This is a genomic window from Streptomyces sp. CA-288835 (assembly GCF_050936385.1).
Classification (GTDB): domain Bacteria; phylum Actinomycetota; class Actinomycetes; order Streptomycetales; family Streptomycetaceae; genus Streptomyces.
Window position 1 is genome coordinate 455,283 of sequence record NZ_JBNJMW010000001.1, and the last position, 16,525, is coordinate 471,807.

16 protein-coding genes are annotated in these 16,525 nt (G+C 71.5%); 8 read left to right on the forward strand and 8 right to left on the reverse strand.

The genetic code is table 11. The features are described 5' to 3' along the window. Positions 1 to 67: 67 nt before the first annotated feature. Positions 68 to 1,108 carry a lactonase family protein gene (locus tag ACQEVY_RS02245; RefSeq protein ID WP_432944217.1) on the reverse strand — a complete coding sequence of 347 codons (1,041 nt, stop codon included), beginning with the start codon at positions 1,106 to 1,108 and terminating at the stop codon, positions 68 to 70. A gap of 101 nt (positions 1,109 to 1,209) precedes the next feature. Continuing rightward, positions 1,210 to 2,973 carry an FUSC family protein gene (locus tag ACQEVY_RS02250; RefSeq protein WP_432955026.1) on the reverse strand — a complete coding sequence of 588 codons (1,764 nt, stop codon included), beginning with the start codon at positions 2,971 to 2,973 and terminating at the stop codon, positions 1,210 to 1,212. 202 nt (positions 2,974 to 3,175) lie between these two features. Here ACQEVY_RS02250 and ACQEVY_RS02255 point away from each other — a divergent pair, with 202 nt between their 5' ends. Together ACQEVY_RS02255 and ACQEVY_RS02260 are read left to right on the forward strand one after the other, a co-directional pair. After that, the gene (locus ACQEVY_RS02255) at positions 3,176 to 3,652 is read left to right on the forward strand and encodes an Lrp/AsnC family transcriptional regulator (RefSeq protein WP_432944219.1); all 477 of its coding nucleotides are present in this window, start codon (positions 3,176 to 3,178) and stop codon (positions 3,650 to 3,652) included. A 74-nt stretch (positions 3,653 to 3,726) separates the two neighbouring features. Continuing rightward, a complete protein-coding gene (locus ACQEVY_RS02260) occupies positions 3,727 to 4,422 on the forward strand; it encodes an HAD family hydrolase (RefSeq protein ID WP_432944221.1) in 696 nt (231 codons plus the stop codon). A gap of 25 nt (positions 4,423 to 4,447) precedes the next feature. Here the strand turns inward: ACQEVY_RS02260 and ACQEVY_RS02265 are convergent, their stop codons facing one another. Then, positions 4,448 to 5,638 (reverse strand): zinc-dependent alcohol dehydrogenase, encoded by a 1,191-nt coding sequence (locus ACQEVY_RS02265; RefSeq protein ID WP_165338413.1) that lies wholly within the window; start codon positions 5,636 to 5,638, stop codon positions 4,448 to 4,450. A gap of 141 nt (positions 5,639 to 5,779) precedes the next feature. Next, the gene (locus tag ACQEVY_RS02270) at positions 5,780 to 6,808 is read right to left on the reverse strand and encodes an NAD-dependent epimerase/dehydratase family protein (RefSeq protein WP_432944223.1); all 1,029 of its coding nucleotides are present in this window, start codon (positions 6,806 to 6,808) and stop codon (positions 5,780 to 5,782) included. Between the two features lie 157 nt (positions 6,809 to 6,965). On the opposite strand from ACQEVY_RS02270, the gene ACQEVY_RS02275 reads away from it, so the two are divergent. Next, the gene (locus ACQEVY_RS02275) at positions 6,966 to 7,391 is read left to right on the forward strand and encodes a PPOX class F420-dependent oxidoreductase (RefSeq protein WP_432944225.1); all 426 of its coding nucleotides are present in this window, start codon (positions 6,966 to 6,968) and stop codon (positions 7,389 to 7,391) included. Between the two features lie 24 nt (positions 7,392 to 7,415). Here ACQEVY_RS02275 and ACQEVY_RS02280 read toward each other — a convergent pair whose 3' ends face one another. Continuing rightward, positions 7,416 to 7,970, reverse strand: coding sequence for a TetR/AcrR family transcriptional regulator (locus ACQEVY_RS02280; protein WP_432955028.1), 555 nt, complete (start codon positions 7,968 to 7,970; stop codon positions 7,416 to 7,418). A gap of 224 nt (positions 7,971 to 8,194) precedes the next feature. Between ACQEVY_RS02280 and ACQEVY_RS02285 the strand changes: the two genes are divergently transcribed. The 4 genes from ACQEVY_RS02285 to ACQEVY_RS02300 are packed head-to-tail and all read left to right on the forward strand — an operon-like array spanning position 8,195 to position 13,203. Then, positions 8,195 to 8,758, forward strand: a complete 564-nt coding sequence (locus ACQEVY_RS02285) for a 2Fe-2S iron-sulfur cluster-binding protein (protein WP_432944227.1) — start codon at positions 8,195 to 8,197, stop codon at positions 8,756 to 8,758. Then, on the forward strand, positions 8,755 to 9,747 hold the full coding sequence (locus ACQEVY_RS02290; RefSeq protein ID WP_432944229.1) for an FAD binding domain-containing protein: 993 nt from the start codon (positions 8,755 to 8,757) through the stop codon (positions 9,745 to 9,747). The genes ACQEVY_RS02285 and ACQEVY_RS02290 overlap by 4 nt, the downstream gene beginning before the upstream one ends. Then, the gene (locus ACQEVY_RS02295) at positions 9,744 to 11,885 is read left to right on the forward strand and encodes a xanthine dehydrogenase family protein molybdopterin-binding subunit (RefSeq protein ID WP_432944231.1); all 2,142 of its coding nucleotides are present in this window, start codon (positions 9,744 to 9,746) and stop codon (positions 11,883 to 11,885) included. Before ACQEVY_RS02290 ends, ACQEVY_RS02295 begins: the two co-directional genes overlap by 4 nt. After that, positions 11,878 to 13,203: an XdhC family protein gene (locus ACQEVY_RS02300; protein ID WP_432944233.1), complete on the forward strand. Its 1,326-nt coding sequence runs from the start codon at positions 11,878 to 11,880 to the stop codon at positions 13,201 to 13,203. The genes ACQEVY_RS02295 and ACQEVY_RS02300 overlap by 8 nt, the downstream gene beginning before the upstream one ends. Here ACQEVY_RS02300 and ACQEVY_RS02305 read toward each other — a convergent pair. Together ACQEVY_RS02305 and ACQEVY_RS02310 are read right to left on the reverse strand one after the other, a co-directional pair. Continuing rightward, positions 13,155 to 14,036, reverse strand: a complete 882-nt coding sequence (locus ACQEVY_RS02305; protein ID WP_432944235.1) for a fructosamine kinase family protein — start codon at positions 14,034 to 14,036, stop codon at positions 13,155 to 13,157. The genes ACQEVY_RS02300 and ACQEVY_RS02305 overlap by 49 nt on opposite strands. Positions 14,037 to 14,240: 204 nt before the next feature. Further along, positions 14,241 to 14,648, reverse strand: a complete 408-nt coding sequence (locus tag ACQEVY_RS02310) for an ATP-binding protein (RefSeq protein WP_432944237.1) — start codon at positions 14,646 to 14,648, stop codon at positions 14,241 to 14,243. Positions 14,649 to 14,802: 154 nt separating this feature from the next. Here ACQEVY_RS02310 and ACQEVY_RS02315 point away from each other — a divergent pair, with 154 nt between their 5' ends. Beyond that, on the forward strand, positions 14,803 to 15,201 hold the full coding sequence (locus tag ACQEVY_RS02315; RefSeq protein ID WP_432944239.1) for a DUF3662 domain-containing protein: 399 nt from the start codon (positions 14,803 to 14,805) through the stop codon (positions 15,199 to 15,201). Positions 15,202 to 15,755: 554 nt separating this feature from the next. Here the strand turns inward: ACQEVY_RS02315 and ACQEVY_RS02320 are convergent. Continuing rightward, positions 15,756 to 16,505, reverse strand: coding sequence for a LysR family substrate-binding domain-containing protein (locus ACQEVY_RS02320; protein WP_432944241.1), 750 nt, complete (start codon positions 16,503 to 16,505; stop codon positions 15,756 to 15,758). Between the last annotated feature and the right edge of the window lie 20 nt (positions 16,506 to 16,525).

Sequence of the window (16,525 nt, forward strand, 5' to 3'; positions counted from 1 at the left end):
TCGCAGGAACGGGCCCTTCGTCGTGTCTGGTTGCCAGTCGTATCTGATTGCCAGTCGTCTCTGGTTGCTAGTCGAACACCACGCACGACGCCGCGGGCGCCTCGATGGAGCCGCCGCGGCGCGGGATGCCGGTGTCCGGGTCGAGCGCGAACCAGGTCACGTCGCCGGAGCGCTCGTTCGCCACGTACAGGAAGCGTCCCGAGGGGTCGAGGGCGAGCGCGCGCGGCCAAGTGCCGCCGCAGGGCACCGTCATGACCGGGCGAAGCTCGTCCGCGTCGGCCGCGAGCACGGAGATGACGTCCTGGCCCCGGGTGGCGGTCCAGACGAAGCGGCTGTCGGGTGACACGACGATGCCCGAAGGGTACGCGTCGCCGTCCGGGGCGACCGGCAGCACCGGCGTCTCGCCGACCGGCCGCAGGGCGCCCTCGGCGGCGTCCCAGCGGCAGACGGTGACGGTGGGCGCGAGCTCGTTGACCACGTACGCGTGCTCGCCGTCCGGATGGAACGCGAGGTGGCGGGGCCCTGACCCGGGGCGCAGCGCGATCTCGCGGTGCACTGTGAGTGCCCCGTCCCGCAGCGTGCACACGCGTACGGAGTCCGTGCCCAGGTCGACGCTCACGGCCCACCGCCCGCTCGGATCGGGCTGCACCTGGTGGGCGTGCGGGCCCTGCTGACGCTGGGTGTGCGGGCCCGCACCGGAGTGCTGGAGCACGCCGGACGCGGTGCCGTCCAGGGTGCCGTCGGTGCGGAGGGGCACGGCGCTGACGCTGCCGGAGCCGTAGTTGGCGGTCAGAACGTGTCCGGCGTGCACGCAGAGGTGGGTGGGTCCGCTGCCGTCGACCGGGACCGGCGGGCCCGCGAGTTCCGGCTTGTCGCCCTTGACGCGATACGCGGCCACCGCGCCCTCGGCCATCTCGCTGACCGCGTAGAGCATGTCCCCGGCGGGCGACAGCGCGAGGTACGACGGATCGGGGACACTGTCAACGCTGCTGAGAGCCGTCAGTGCGCCGCTGTCCTCGTCGAGGGCCGCGGTGAGGACACCGAGTCCTCCAGCCGCCGTGAACGAGCCGATGAACGCACGCCGTTGCCGCCTGCCGCCGTCTGCCACTGCCGTCCCCTCTCGGTGCCGCGCTGTCGGGGCGACGGTAGCAGCAGACGATCAAAGGACTGGACCAAGCCGAGTGCCTGTGTGACGGCTTGCGTGCGTGCTCAGGCCTTCGCCGTCGAGGTGCCCTGCAGGGGCGCGGCCAGCGCGGCGAGCGCGCGCTCCAGGCTGTGGAGGTGGGCGAGGGCCTGCTCGGCTCCGGGGTCGTGGCTGGGCGCCCCTACGTCCTGCGGCCCGGCGGCCGACACGCCCGTGCCCGGCGCCCCCACATCCTGCGCCTCCGCGGCCGGCACTCTCACGCCCGGCACTCCCACGTCCGCCGCCCCCGCGGACGACGCCACGGCACGCTCCGGCATCGCGCCGAGTCCGGCACAATCCGGTGCGGTGCGGTAGCGCTCCAATGGAGCGCGGGACTGGGACATTTGCCGTTCCGCCGCGATGCGGGTTCCCCCGGGTTCGAGCGAAGCCGAGAGCTTGGGCGCACGGCCAGCCACGACGGACCCGTAGCTGACGCGCCGGGCTCCCAGCGGAGCGCTCAGCCCCTCGATCGCCGCCTCGACGCGTCCGCACGCCGCGGTGAGGCGGGCGTCGTGCGAGGCGTCGGGGTCGGCGGCGACGGCCGCGAGACCGCGTACCTCGCGGGCGCAGTCGTCGAGGAGCGCGAGGACCTGCCGGGCCCTGGCCTTGCGAGCCCGCATCGGGTTGAGCGGGTGGACCAGCGGGGCGAGCGCGAACCGTACCCGGCCGAGCAGCGCCTCCAACTCCGCTGCGGGCCGCGCGGGATCAGCGTCCAGGTCACCGGCAAGGCGCCGGGCCGCCGCCGAGGTGCACTCGTGTACGGCGTGCACGGCCCGGGCCACCCAGCGATCGGTCACCGCGTGCGTGGTGACCGGCAGGATCAGCGCGACGGCGAGCGCGGCACCGAGCGCACCGGCCGCGGTCTCGGCGAGTCGCAGCCCCAGCAGCCCTGGATGCAGCACGCCGAGGAGCCCGTACAGCAGGCCCGCCATGACGGTGACGAAGAACATCATCCAGCTGTACGAGAGCGCCGCGGTGTAGAAGATGCCCCCCACGCAGACGGCGACGATCGCTGCCGTGGGCGTCGGCGCGCCGTGCAGCGGTACGGCGATCAGCAGCCCTGCCGCGATTCCGGTGACCGTGCCGACGAGGCGCCGGAAGCCGCGTACCAGCGTCTCGCCGCGCGAGGCCGTGTTCACGAAGATCCACCAGGCGGTGCCGACGGCCCAGTACCAGCGCTCGTCCGACAGGAACTGGCCCGCCGCCATCGCGAAGGCGCAGGCGGCCGTGGCCTGGAAGGCCTGCCGGGTGGTCGGCCGGGCGAGCCCGCGACCGTCGAGCGGGGCGGGAAGCGCCGGCGGCGGGGTACGTCGCTCGATGCACCACGCGCCGAAGCGCACCGCCGAGGAAGCGGCCAGCGCCAGCGCCATCGCGGCGTACAGCTGCGGCAGTTGACCGGGTACGGCGTACAGGAACTGCGTGATGAAAAAGGTCATGAACGCGAAGATGCCGAGCGCCTGACCACGCGGCCCCCAGCGACGGGCGTACACCCCGCAGAAGATCACGGCAAGCCAGACCGCGTCGCGCACGGTTGGCACCGAGTGCAGCACGGTCGCCAGGGCGAGCACGGGGAAGCCGACGACGGGCAGCAGAGCAGTGGTGGCCGCCTGGCCGCGCACGGTCGGGTCGCCGACCGTGAACAGCGCGAGAAGCGCGGCGAGCCCGCCCGTGATCGAGGCGGGCAGCGAGAGCCCGGCGAGTTCGCAGGCCGTCACCGCGAGACCGACGCCGAGGACCGCCCGCAGCGCGAGCCGGAGCCGTACCAGCCCCGGATCCGGGGCCATGAACATCTTCTTCACCACAGCGACCTTCTGGACATGGGAATGGCGCCGCGGGTCCGGATCCGGCTTCCTTGCCGTCCGGCGCTTCACGACGCCATGTACAGCCACAAGGTAAGCGAGGGGAGGGAAGTGGCTCAACAGGCTCGCGATCAGCTGAGCCATTGGTACAGTCGAGGACGATCAGCCGAGACCGCAGGGAGGCCAACGGACCATGGCCGTCGACGCACTCGACACCCGCATCCTGCGACTGCTCCTCGAGCAGCCCCGCACCAGCGTCCGCGAATACGCCCGCACCCTCGGCGTCGCCCGCGGAACGCTCCAGGCGCGGCTCGACCGCATGGAACGCGACGGCGTGATCACCGGCACGGGTCCCTCGCTCTCCCCCGCCGCGCTGGGCCATCCCGTGCTCGCCTTCGTGCACATCGAGGTCACGCAGGGCCATCTCGACGAGGTGGGCGACGCCCTGGCCGCCGTACCGGAGATCATCGAGGCGTTCTCGATCACTGGCGGCGGTGACCTGCTGACGCGGGTCGTCGCACGCGACAACGCCCATTTGGAGGATGTGATCCAGGCGCTGATCAGCATGCCGGGCGTCGTCCGCACCCGTACGGAAGTGGCGCTGCGCGAGCGCGTTCCGCACCGGCTGCTGCCGCTCGTGGAGGCGGTCGGACGCGCGGCCGGGAAGTGACCGGCGCCAAAAGGCCGACCGACAGCCCAGAGCTGTTCAACGGTCGATAACCGGCGCTTGGCATCCTGGAAGCCATGAGCACTCTCGGCGACACCGCGGTCATCTTCGATCTCGACGGCACACTCGTGGACAGCGAGCCCAACTACTACGAGGCAGGACGCCAGACACTCGCCGAGCACGGCGTCACCGACTTCACCTGGACGGACTTCGAGCAGTACGTCGGCATCAGCACCGCGGAGACAGTCGCTCACTGGAAGGAGCGGTACGCCCTCGAGGCCCCGCGGGACGTGCTGCTCGCGGAGAAGAACCGGCGCTATCTGACGCTGGCCCGCACCGCCACGCACGTCTACCCGGAGATGCGGAAGTTCGTGGAGTTGCTGGCCGCCGAGGGCGTACGCATGGCCGTGGCCTCGGGTTCCTCGCGGGAGGCCATCGAGGCGATCCTGGCGGGCACGGGCCTGGACGCCTCGCTGCGCACCGTCGTCTCGGCCGAGGAGGTCGCCCAGGGCAAGCCCGCTCCGGACGTCTTCCTGGAGGCGGCACGCCGACTGGGAGCGGCCCCGGCGGACTGCGTGGTCCTCGAGGACGCCGCTCCGGGCGCGGCGGCGGCGCACGCGGCCGGGATGCGCTGCATCGCGATCCCGTACCTGGCCGCGCAGGCCGACGACCCGGCGTTCGCCACGGCCGGGTTGCTGCTGCGCGACGGCCAGAGCGAGTTCACGGCACGGGCCGCGTACGACTGGCTCGTACGCTCGGCTGCGTCGTCCTGATCTGGCGCCCCTCCACCCTCTTGGTTCAAGGCTGGAAGAGGATCTTCACCGCTTCCTCCTGCTTGCGCTGGAAGATCTCGTACGCGTGCGGCGCCTCCTCCAGCGGCAGCCGGTGCGTGGCGAAGCCGTCGACTCCGAGGGGGTCCTCGTCGGTGAGCAGCGGCAGGATGTCGTCGACCCAGCGCCGTACGTTCGCCTGGCCCATCCGGAGCTGGATCTGCTTGTCGAACATCGTCATCAGCGGCAGCGGCGAGGCCATGCCGCCGTAGACACCGCTCAGCGAGATCGTGCCGCCGCGCCGCACCAGTTCGATGGCGGTGAGGAGCGCGGCCAGCCGGTCGGTGCCGGCCCGTTCGGCGAGCCGGGCGGCCCACGCGCGGGGCAGCATCGCGGACATCTGCTGGGCGGTCCGTCCTACGGGGCTGCCGTGGGCCTCCGTCCCCACGGCGTCGATCACGGCGTCGGGGCCCCGGCCGTCGGTCCGGTCGCGGATCTCCTCGATGAGTTCCTTGCGTCCCTCGTACCGCCGGAGGTCGTACGTCTCCACGCCCCGCTCGCGCGCCCGGCGCAGCCGCTCCGACACCAGGTCGACGCCCATGACGATCTCGGCCCGCTGGAGCCGAGCGATCCGGCAGCACATGTCGCCGATCGGTCCGAGGCCGAGGACGGCGACGGAGCCGCCGGGCGGGATGTCGGCGTACTGCACGGCCTGCCAGGCCGTCGGCAGGACGTCCGAGAGATAGACGTAACGGTCGTCCGGCGGCCCGTCCGGTACCTTGATCGGCCCGAACTGCGCCTGCGGGACCCGCAGATATTCGGCTTGGGCACCCGGCACGCCGCCGTACAGCCTGGTGTAGCCGAACAGGGCCGCGCCCATGCCCGAGTCGTGCACCTGGGTGGTCTCGCACTGCGTGGGCAGCCCGGCGCCGCACATCCAGCAGTGCCCGCAGGCGATCTGGAAGGGCACGACGACCCGGTCGCCGGGCTTGAGCCCGGTCACCTCCGACCCGACCTCCTCGACCACACCGATGGGCTCGTGCCCGAGGATGTCCCCCGGTGTCATGAACGGAGTGAGCACTTCGTACAGATGCAGATCGGAGCCGCAGAGCCCGCTGGAGGTGATGCGTACGATCGCGTCCGTCGGTTCCTCGATCTCCGGGACGGGTACGGTCTCCACTCGTACTTCGCGCTTGCCCTGCCAGGTCACGGCCCTCATCGTGCGCTCCCTTCGCGGCTGCTCGTCGGCTGCCCCGGCCGCGGGCTGCTCGCCCTGCTGCTCGTCGTCGCCGGAGGCGCTCGGCGAGTACCCGCCTTCGCGACGCTCACCCGCTGCCGGGCTCACCTCCGAGGGGCCGGGTCAGCCGACCTTCGCGCCCGCCAGCGGGGCGGTCTCCTCGCCGGCGCCCTCGCGCATGCCCTGCAGGACTTCCTCGACGGCCTCGATCGCGGTGTACCGCGGCCGCCAGCCCAGTTCGTGGCGAGCCCGGGTGCAGTCCATGAGGGGCAGCCGCAGCACCGCGTCAAACAGCTGCGGCGAGGCGGGCACCAGGTGCAGGCCCCAGGCCGCGGCGAGGGCGGACCGCGCCGCCTTGCGGGGCATCCGCACCAGCCGGGAATGGAACAGCTCGCCCAACACCTCGGCGTCCAGCGGCGGTTCGGCCGCCAGGTTGAAGGCGCCACGGACATCGCTGGTCACGGCGAGACGGTACGCCTCGGCCGCGTCCTCGGTGTGCAGTGCCTGTACGCGCAGTCCGCGGACGTCCGGCAGTACGGGCAGCAGCTCCGGGCGGGCCAGCGGTCCGGGCTTGAAGCGCCCGGCGAACAGACGGCGCTGCTGGCTCCCCGACTCCTCCTTGAAGAGGAAAGCGGGCCGCATACGGACCACACGCGTCTCCGGCCGCTCGTACTCGAAGGTGTCCAACACCCGCTCCACATACGCCTTTTCACGGCAGTACGCCGCTTCCGGCCACCCGTGGGTCGGCCAGGACTCGTCCACGGCACGCTCCCTCGGCCCCGGCGAGTAGGCGCCGACCGAGGACGCGTACACCAGCGTCGGCACCTTGGCGGTGGCCGCCGCGTGGAACACCTTCACGCTGCCGAGCACATTGGTGCGCCAGGTGACCGCCGGGTCCCGGGCGGGCTGCAGCTTCCAGGCCAGGTGGACGACGACGTCGGCGCCCTCGAAGTGCTTGGTCAGCTCGGACTCGGCCGTCAGATCCACCGCGGCCCACTTCGCCGACGACACCGGCGGCTCGTCGGGCAACCTGCGCGCGATGCCGAGTACGGAGTCCACCTGCGGATCCTCGCTCAGATGACGCATCACGCTGGTGCCCACGTTCCCGGTGGCCCCGGTGACGACGACCCGCAGTCCGGTTGCACTACTCATGATCGGCTCCTCTCCTGGCTCCGTCACCGTGACGCGTTCCCCCTGCGCAGGAGGCAAACGTGGTGGCAGCGTGGGGGCGGCGCACCAACCGTGGATCGGCATCGCGCGGCCGTGCACCATGTGAGGAACGGGAAGATCGCGACCAGCAGGAGGACTTATGTCGAAGCCGCCGCTCCCGGACGCCGCCGTCGCCATGCTGAAGAAGCCCAACCCGGCTGTCATCGCCACGCTGCGCTCCGACGGGCAGCCGGTGTCCACGGCCACCTGGTACCTCTGGGAGGACGACGGGCGGGTACTGGTCAACATGGACGAGGGCCGCAAGCGGCTCGACCATCTGCGCAACGACCCACGGGTCACGCTTACGGTGCTCGACGAGGGCAACTGGTACACGCACGTCACGCTCATCGGCCGGGTGGTCGAGATCCGCGACGACGAGGGCCTGGCCGACATCGACCGCTTGTCCCGGCACTACGGCGGCCGCCCGTACCCGCAACGGGAGCGCGCCCGGGTCAGCGCCTGGCTGGAGATCGACCGCTGGCACGGCTGGGGCAAACTCCGCGACAGCAGCCAGGCGGCCGGCTGAGGATCGCCCCTCGAAGGCACCCGCTCAGCGCCCCGGAGCTCCGGCGCGCAGGCCGTCCATGACAAGGTCCATGAGTCGCCCGGCGCGTAGTTGCCAGTCCCCCTGTGGATCTATCTGCCAGAGGCCGGCGATGGCGAGCATGAAGTCGTCGGGGGTCACCCCTGGGCGGATGGTGCCGGCGTCCTCGTTCGCCTTCAACAGGAGTGCGATGGCGTCGCTCACCGGGCCGTGCCCCGGTTTCGCCGGGCTGCCGGGCGCACTGGTCACTTTGCGGATCGCGTCGGCCAGCCCCACTTTGGCCATGGCGTACTGGGCAAGGCGGTCCATCCACTCGCGCAGCGCCTGGTCCGGCGCGTGAGTCTGCAGCAACTGGGCCGCGGCGTCGGCGACCTGCTGCATTTCGTGGCGGTAAACCTCCAGGACGAGGGCTTCACGGCTGGGGAAGTTGCGGTAGAACGTCCCCTGCCCGACACCCGCCTTCTTGGCGATCGTACTCAGCGGGACGTCGGCCGAGCGGGTCAGCTCCGCCAGCGCCACCTCCAGGATGCGCTCGCGATTCCGTACCGCGTCCGAGCGCATGGGCGCGTCAATTCTGTCCTGCACTCGTCCTCCTTCCAGGAATCACGTCAGGGCCCGCCTTGTTAAGCGGACAGCTGTCCGTTAGGTTCAGAACCTAACGGACAGCTGTCCGCTTAGGTCCACCTTAGCGGCGAATACTCCTGCACGGACGGCCGGAATCGATCGTCGACCGCATTGTCCCGTCCGGCTTCGACGCGCACCACCCACGCGAAGGAAGGCTGATCATGGCCCCAGCTCCCTCGGCTTACAGTGCCATCACCCTCAACATCAACGGCGAGAAGTACACACTGCCAGTCGACCACCGCACCACCCTGCTCGACGCATTGCGCGAGCATCTCGATCTGACAGGCACCAAGAAGGGCTGCGACCAAGGTCAGTGCGGTGCCTGCACGTTACTGATCGACGGACGCCGCGCCGTCTCCTGTCTCCAGCTCGCGGTGGCCGCCGAGGGGCGTGAGATCACCACCATCGAAGGCATCGCCCAGGGCGAGCAACTGCACCCCGTACAGCAGGCGTTCCTCGACCTCGACGGCTACCAGTGCGGCTACTGCACTCCGGGGCAGATCTGTTCGGCCCTCGGGGTGATCGAGGAGCACGCGGCGGGCTGGCCGAGCGCCGCCACCGACGACGTACGGCCCGAAGCGGGATCCCCGCCGCTCAGCGCAGAGGAGATCCGGGAGCGGATGAGCGGCAATCTGTGCCGCTGCGGTGCGTACGTGTCCATCGTGCAGGCAGTCGCACAGGCGGCAGAGGCGCACACGGCCGAGGCCGAGGAGACAGCCGCATGAGGGAGTTCGGCTATCAGCGTGCCCTCGACGTCTCCGGCGCGGTCACGCTGCTCGACGCCGATCCGGACGCGCGCATCCTCGGCGGCGGCACCAACCTCGTCGACTTGATGAAGACCGGCGTGGAACGGCCCGCGCGGCTCGTCGACGTACGCGAACTGCCCCTCGACCGGATCGAGTCGACGACAGACGGCGGTCTGCGCATCGGTGCCACTGTCACCAACAGCGACCTCGCCGCCCACCCCGAAGTCCGGCGCCGTTACCCGGCGTTGACGCAGGCCGTGCTGGCCGGCGCCTCCGGGCAACTGCGCAACATGGCCACCGTCGGCGGCAATCTGCTCCAGCGCACCCGCTGCGGCTACTTCACCGACGTGACCAAGCCATGCAACAAGCGCGTCCCCGGCAGCGGATGCCCCGCCATCGAGGGCGAGCACCACAACCACGCCATCCTCGGCGCCTCCGAACACTGCGTGGCCACCCACCCCTCGGACATGGCGGTGGCGCTCACCGCCTTCGACGCCGTCGTCGCGTACGAAACGACCGACGGGCCGGGCGAGTTGCCCCTTGCCGAGTTGTACCTGCCCGTGGGTGACACGCCGCATCTGGAGACGGCCCTGCCGCCCGGCGCGCTGATCACCGGCATCACCCTGCCCCCTGCCCCGGTCGCCGCCCTCTCCCGCTATCGGAAGGTGCGCGAGCGCGCGTCCTACGCGTTCGCGATCGGCTCGCTCGCCGCCGCTCTCGACATCGAGGACGGGGTCGTACGCGAAGTGCGCCTCGCCTTCGGTGCGGTCGCGTCCCGGCCGTGGCGGGCCACGGCGGCAGAGCGGACCTTGGCCGGGGGCCCCGCTACGGCCGATGCCTTCGCCGCCGCCGCGGACGCCGAACTGGCGGCCGCCAGGCCGCTGCCCCACAACGCCTACAAGGTGACGCTGATGCGCAACCTGGTCGTGGCCGTGCTGACCGAACTCGCCGAGGAGGCCTCCCGATGACCACGACGACTCAGGCCACTGCGGTGACGGGTGCCGTCGGGACCGCGCACACCCGCGTGGAGGGCCGCGACAAGGTCACCGGAGCCGCTCGCTACGCCGGCGAGATCCCCTTCGACGAACTGGCCCACGGATGGCTGGTGTTGTCGACCGTCGCCCGCGGCCGCATCCGCTCGGTGGAGACCGCTGCCGTCCTCGGGATGCCGGGTGTCCTCACCGTCCTGCATCACGGGAACGCCCCGCGGGTCGACAGCGACTACGTCGGCATGCTGGGCACCCCGGACCCGACCGCCGCCGTCTTCCAGCACGAGCGGGTGCCGCACATGGGCTGGCCGGTGGCGCTGGTCGTCGCGGAGACGTCCGAGCAGGCCAGGGAGGCCGCCGAAGCGCTCGTGGTGCACTACGAGGAAGAGCCGCACGACGTCACGTTCTCGGCCGGACACCCGGACGCATACCAGGTGGACGGCTTCATGCCGGCAGTGACGGAGAAGGGGGACCTGGAGGCGGAACTCGCCGCGTCCGCCCTCGTCGTCGACGCGGAATACACCACGCCGGAAGAGCACCACAATCCGATGGAGCCCCATGCGGCGACGGCTCTCTGGGACGGCGGCCGACTGGAAGTGGTCGACTCGAACCAGGGCACCGCCTGGGTCGCGAGCGAGATCGCGAACATGTTCTCCCTCGACCCGGCCTCGGTACGGGTGCGATCCGAGCACGTCGGCGGCGGCTTCGGCAGCAAGGGCCTCCGCGCGCACCAGGTGGCCGCCGTGATGGCCGCGGCCGGCCTGCGGCGTCCGGTCCGGGTCGTCATGACCCGCCGTCAGATGTTCTCGCTCGCCGGCTACCGCAGCCCCACGACGCAGCGGATCAGGCTCGGCGCCCGTGCCGACGGACGGCTGCGCGCGCTGGACCACAGCTCCCTGAGCCTCACCTCGACCGTGCACGAGTTCGTCGAGCCGAGCGCAGGGGTGGCACGGGTGATGTACGACGCCGACGCCCACCACACGGCCAACCGGGTCGTACGGCTCGACGTGCCGACCCCGACATGGATGCGCGCGCCGGGCGAGGCGCCGGGGTCGTTCGCGTTGGAGGCGGCGCTGGACGAGCTCGCCGAGAAGTGCGGTATCGACCCGATCGAGCTGCGCGTACGCAACGAGCCCGAGACGGGCCCCGTGTCCGGGCTGCCGTTCAGCAGCCGCAACCTGCTCGCCTGCTTCCGGGAGGGCGCCCGCAGGTTCGGCTGGGCGGACCGGGACCCCCGTCCGGGCCTGCGCCGGGACGGGCGCTGGCTGCTCGGCACCGGTACGGCGGCGGCCTCCTTCGGTGCCGGAGCCGGACCGTCCACGGCGGCCATGACGGCGGAGGCGGACGGCACGTTCACCGTGCGGATCAACGCGGCGGACATCGGCACCGGGGCCCGGACCGCGCTCACCCTGGTCGCCGCCGACGCGCTGGAGGTGGCACCGGACCGTGTCCAGGTCCGCATCGGCGACAGCGAATTCGGACCGGCGTGGATCGCCGGCGGTTCGATGGGCACCCGCTCCTGGGCGTGGGCGGTCACGGCCGCGGCAGGCGAACTGCGGGAGCGGCTCGCCCTGAACACCGACATCCCACCGGAGGGCATCACGGTACGGTCGGACACCACCGCGGCCATCGGCGCCCTGGCCCGGAAGGAACGGCACTCCTTCGGGGCGCAGTTCGCCGAGGTCGCCGTGGACCCCGCCACCGGAGAGGTGCGCGTACGGCGCATGCTCGGCATCTTCGCGGCGGGCCGGATCGTCAACCCGCTGACGGCGCGCGGCCAGTTGGTCGGCGGGATGATCTGGGGCATCTCCATGGCCCTGCACGAGGAGGCGGTCCGGGACCGGGCCTCGGGCGGCCACTACGGCGCCGACCTCGCGGGCTATCACGTCGCCGCACACGCCGACGTCCCGCTCGTCGAGGCGGACTGGGTGGACGACCCGGACCCGGACGACCCGGTCGGGATCAAGGGCATCGGCGAGATCGGCATCGTGGGAGCCGCGGCGGCGATCGCCAACGCGGTCTGGCACGCGACCGGCGTACGCCACCGCTACCTCCCCATCCGGCCCGACCGGGTCCTGCTGGCGGAAGCCGAAGCGGAGGGCGAGCGGGATGCTTGACATCGCCGACGAGCTGAACCGCTGGATCGAGCAGGGCCGGGACTTCGCCGTCGCCACCGTCGTGGCCGTGGGCGGCAGCGCGCCGCGCAGTCCGGGTGCCGCCCTCGCCGTCGACAGCGAGGGCACAGCCATTGGTTCGGTCTCCGGCGGCTGTGTGGAAGGGGCGGTGTACGACCTGTGTGTCCAGGCGCTCCAGGACGGCGAGGTGGTGCGCGAGCGGTTCGGCTACAGCGATGAGGATGCCTTCGCGGTGGGACTGACCTGCGGCGGAGTCATCGAGGTCCTGGTCACGCCGGTAGGTGCGGACGCGCCGGGCAGGAAAGTGTTCGCGTCGGCGCTCTCGGCCGCCGCCCAGGGCGAGTCCGTGGCTCTCGCGCGCGTGGTCCAGGGCCCCGTCGAACTGCTGGGCAGGGCGCTGCTCGTCCGACCGAGCGCAGCGACATGGGGGTCCCCCCGGACAGAGTCTGAGGGAGAAGCGAGATGGGATTCCCACCGGACGGAGTCTGCGGGAGGATCGTTCGAAGGCGAACTCGGCGGGCATCCCGAGCTGGACCGCACAGTGGTGCACGAGGTCCGCGCCCTGCTGAGCGCCGGCCGCACGGGCACGTTCGACATCTCCGCGAGCACAGCGAGATGGGGGTCTCCCCGGACGGAGTCTGAGGGAGGATCACGCCGCGGGGCTGCCCTGACGGTGTTCGTCGAGTCGCGCGTGCCGCCGCCCCGCATGATTGTCTTCGGCGCCATCGACTTCGCCGCGGCGCTTGTGAGGACGGGCAAGTTCCTCGGTTACCACGTCACCGTGTGCGACGCCCGTCCTGTCTTCGCCACGCGGGTGCGGTTCCCCGAGGCCGACGACATCGTGGTCGACTGGCCGCACCGCTACCTCCGGCGCACCGAGACGGACAGCCGCACGGTCCTGTGCGTACTCACCCACGACGCCAAGTTCGACGTACCGCTGCTGGAGGCTGCCCTACGGCTACCGGTGGCTTACGTCGGTGCGATGGGCTCGCGTCGCACCCACGACGACCGCAACCGGCGGTTGCGTGAAGTCGGCGTCACCGAACGGGATCTGGCCCGCCTGCGCTCCCCGATCGGCCTCGATCTCGGCGCCCGTACTCCCGAGGAGACGGCCCTGGCCATCGCCGCCGAGATCGTCGCTGTACGGCACGGCGGCTCGGGCGTTCCTCTGACCGGCTCGGCGACACCGATTCATCATGACGTGCGGTCCGCGTCGATCACGCCCGAAGAGCGGGCTGTCCCGTCAGCGGGTCACCCGGCCAGCGCCGACCGGGCCGCCGCGAGGGCCTGCTCGGCGTAGCCGCGGCCGAACAGTACGGCGTGTACGAGCAGCGGGAAGAGCTGGTGCAGGCTCACGCGCTCCCGCCAGCCGTCGGCGAGCGGCGCCGTTTCCTGGTAGCCGTCCAGCACCCGGTCCAGGTGCGGGCAGCCGAACAGGTGGAGCATCGCCAGGTCGGTCTCCCGGTGGCCGCCGTGCGCGGCCGGGTCGATCAGCCAGGTGTGTCCGTCGGCGCCCCACAGCACGTTGCCGTTCCAGAGGTCGCCATGCAGCCGGGCGGGCGGCTCGGCGGGGCCGGCCAGTTCGGGCAGGCGCTCACATACGCGCTCCACGACGGTCGCCTCGGCCTGGCGCAGGGTGCCGTCGTCGACCGCTCGGCGCAGGTAGGGCAGCACGCGGTGCTCGGCGTACCAGCGTGGCCAGTCGGTGCCGGGGACGTTGCGCATCGGGGCGAGCCCGATGTACGCGTCCACGGGGCCGCCGGGTGGTGGGGCGCCGAACTGGGGCGCGCCCGCGGCGTGCAGCGCGGCTAGGTCGCGGCCGAACCGGACCGCGGCCTCGGCGCTGGGGCGCCCGGTCGGGACGCGGTCGGTCACGAGCCAGCGCTCGTCTTGGCCGCGCACCGCCGGGATACGGACCGTGCCGGCGTCCGCCAGCCAGCGCAGGCCCGCCGCCTCGGCGCGGGCCGCGCCCGGCTCGTCGGCGCGCTTGACCATCACCAACTGGCCGCCGTTGAGGGTGACTTCGGCGAGGGCGCCGGACAGACGGCGCTCGCTGGTCGCCGGGTGCCCGGTGAGTCGGGCCGCCGCGGCAGTCGGGCCCTCGCCGTCCTCAGCCATCGGTGGGGACGTCATGCGTCGGCGCGCTCGCGCACGCGGGCACGGGCGCGGGCGCGGGCGCGCAGTCCGGGCGTCGCGACCTCGATCGTGGCCATCACGGGGTGCCTCCGGCGGTCGGGCGGGTGGGTTCGTGGGTGGTGCGGGGCACCGGGGTTGGTACGGGTGCCCAGTCGTGGTGCGGCGCCCGGACCTGCTCCCTGGCAGGGTGACAGCGACCCCTTAGTGGGACAACGGCAGAACTGCGGACACCGTCTTTCCTCGGGGTCCGATGCTGACCCGCACATCTGCGGACAGCTCCTGCACCATGTGCCAGCCGAACCCACCCGGTTTGACCGCGTCAGTTCGCCGCGGCTGCGGGGCGGTGGTGCTGGCGTCTTCTACCGACACTGTCACTGTTCCCGGTCCGGCGGCCAGTTGGAACCGGGTCACCCCGCCGGCGTGCCGGACCGCGTTGGTGACCAGTTCCGACACCACGAGCAACACCGCGTCCGTCTCGGCTCCGGCACGTGCGGCTACCGCGGACAAGAATCCGCGCGCCACATTCCTCGCCCGTCCCGCGCTCTGCGGACTTGTCAGGTGCAGGGGTTGGTGGTCTTCCTCTTCTTCCTCGGATGAATGCACGATCACAGGCCTCCGGTGGTGGACGCTGACCTTTTTCTCGCTTGCCCAGAGAAACTTGAGTCATCCCCCGACACGCGCACGCACGTCAGCGCCCGTATCCATCTCGACCAACACCCGTACGGAGGAGTGTGCCCAGCATTCCGGCGGGCAGCGGCACCAGATGAAATCCCTCACGGCCCTGGAACAGGCCATGGAGCGATGGAGCAATGCTCTCTGGACCCTGCTCATCCCGCCCGTCCACAGACAACACAACGAAACAGAGCTGGTGAGGACGCTGCACCAGGAATGCGACGACCGTGCCTTGATTCTGGACCGGCAACGCATCCTGGTGCCCAATGTCTTCGTCATCGAATTGCCGCCGGAATCGCACCGGCAACTGGCCGACAGCAGAGACCCGTTGGACAACTACCTGTCGAACCACGTGCGCAGGCACGCCGCGGAGCAGGGCTACTCGTTCGCCGGACCGGTTGCCGTCCGGCTCACCGAGGTGGAGGGGAACAAGGTCGGCCGTTTCCGGGTCCGCAGCGCCATCGCCCCCACCGGTGCCTCCGGCGGTTGAGCGGGTTGCCTCCGGCGGTTGTGCGGGTGGGTTCGTTGTCGGCTGCGGCGCCGTTGTGGCTGGTCGCGCAGTTCCCCGCGGGGTGCCTCCGGCGGTTGGGCGGCTGCGGGTCCGTTGTGGCTGGTCGCGCAGTTCCCCGCGCCCCTTGGGTGCGTGGTGGGTGCGGGGCCGCGGTCCGGTGCGTCAGCCCGTCGCCAACGGGGCATACGACCCCGTGCTTCCACAGGGTCCTGGTGTGCCCAGACCGAAGCTAAGCGACGGGCATAGGACGCACCGGCCCACGTCCCCTCCCACCGGCTGAAGAGCGCGGGTAGCAGGGGGTCCGGGCTTTTCCGCGCGGGCGGGTGCAGGGCGCGGGCCCCGTCCGGGCGGGGGATTTTCGGTTCGCTGGCTCGTCTGGGTGCGGGCAGTCGCAGGCTGTTTAGGGGCGCGGGGAACTGCGCGACCAGCCACAACGCACCCGCAGCCGCGACACGACATGTCACCCCTCCCCCTGGCGGGGGCCTGGGGCGCAGCCCCAGCTTCGGGAAGGGGCGGGATTGGGGAACTGCTACCTACGACCGACGCCGAGGCTTCCCACGCTTGCCGCCCTTCGCTCCGGCCCCGCTTCCACGGCTTCCGCCGCTCGACGCGGGCTTCCGGCGGCCGTCCGCCGCTTCGCGACGCTTGGCCTTCGGCTGCGCCGGAGCCGGCGCACGCCCACGCGTGCTGTTGACCGTCCGGCCACGGACGATCCCGATGAAGTCCTCGACCAGCTCGGTGGTCGCATCCTCGGGCCAAACCAGCGCAACGCTCGACTGAGGCGCATCGACCACAGGCCGGAACGTGAGGTCCTTGCGATGGTGCAGCCGAGCCAACGACTGTGGGACGACGAGCAACCCCACCCCCGCCGCCACGAGCTCGATGGCATCCGCCGTCGTGGCAGGCCGCTCAATGGCGGGACGCCCCGGCAACCGCTCCCAAGAGAGCACGTCATCGAGCGGATGGAACACGACGTCGTCGGCGAGATCCGCGACGCTCACCTCGTCCGCCGCCGTCACCAGGTGATCCTTCGGCACCACGACCACCGTCGACTCGGTGTAGAGAGGGATCGCGCTGAAGACCGTACGGTCGACCGGAAGCCGCACGACCCCCACATCGGCTCCCCCGCTCCGCAACACATCGGACGCCTCAGCGGCCGGCACATCGACGAGGGTCAGCGGAACGTCGGGCAGCCGCTCGCTCCAGATCCGCACCCACTTGGCGGGCGTCACCCCCGGAACGTACGCGAGGCGGAACGAGGGAGATGCTTCCGAGCCAGTCACCCCGCCAGGCTACCGGGCCT

What these genes read in the sequence shown, in the direction of transcription:
- ACQEVY_RS02250 (WP_432955026.1), bottom strand. Translation starts at nt 2,973, where the DNA reads ATGTTCATGGCCCCGGATCCGGGGCTGGTACGGCTCCGGCTCGCGCTG.
- ACQEVY_RS02255 (WP_432944219.1), top strand. Translation starts at nt 3,176, where the DNA reads ATGGCCGTCGACGCACTCGACACCCGCATCCTGCGACTGCTCCTCGAG.
- ACQEVY_RS02260 (WP_432944221.1), top strand. Translation starts at nt 3,727, where the DNA reads ATGAGCACTCTCGGCGACACCGCGGTCATCTTCGATCTCGACGGCACA.
- ACQEVY_RS02265 (WP_165338413.1), bottom strand. Translation starts at nt 5,638, where the DNA reads ATGAGGGCCGTGACCTGGCAGGGCAAGCGCGAAGTACGAGTGGAGACC.
- ACQEVY_RS02270 (WP_432944223.1), bottom strand. Translation starts at nt 6,808, where the DNA reads ATGAGTAGTGCAACCGGACTGCGGGTCGTCGTCACCGGGGCCACCGGG.
- ACQEVY_RS02275 (WP_432944225.1), top strand. Translation starts at nt 6,966, where the DNA reads ATGTCGAAGCCGCCGCTCCCGGACGCCGCCGTCGCCATGCTGAAGAAG.
- ACQEVY_RS02280 (WP_432955028.1), bottom strand. Translation starts at nt 7,970, where the DNA reads ATGCGCTCGGACGCGGTACGGAATCGCGAGCGCATCCTGGAGGTGGCG.
- ACQEVY_RS02285 (WP_432944227.1), top strand. Translation starts at nt 8,195, where the DNA reads ATGGCCCCAGCTCCCTCGGCTTACAGTGCCATCACCCTCAACATCAAC.
- ACQEVY_RS02290 (WP_432944229.1), top strand. Translation starts at nt 8,755, where the DNA reads ATGAGGGAGTTCGGCTATCAGCGTGCCCTCGACGTCTCCGGCGCGGTC.
- ACQEVY_RS02295 (WP_432944231.1), top strand. Translation starts at nt 9,744, where the DNA reads ATGACCACGACGACTCAGGCCACTGCGGTGACGGGTGCCGTCGGGACC.
- ACQEVY_RS02300 (WP_432944233.1), top strand. Translation starts at nt 11,878, where the DNA reads ATGCTTGACATCGCCGACGAGCTGAACCGCTGGATCGAGCAGGGCCGG.
- ACQEVY_RS02305 (WP_432944235.1), bottom strand. Translation starts at nt 14,036, where the DNA reads ATGACGTCCCCACCGATGGCTGAGGACGGCGAGGGCCCGACTGCCGCG.
- ACQEVY_RS02315 (WP_432944239.1), top strand. Translation starts at nt 14,803, where the DNA reads ATGAAATCCCTCACGGCCCTGGAACAGGCCATGGAGCGATGGAGCAAT.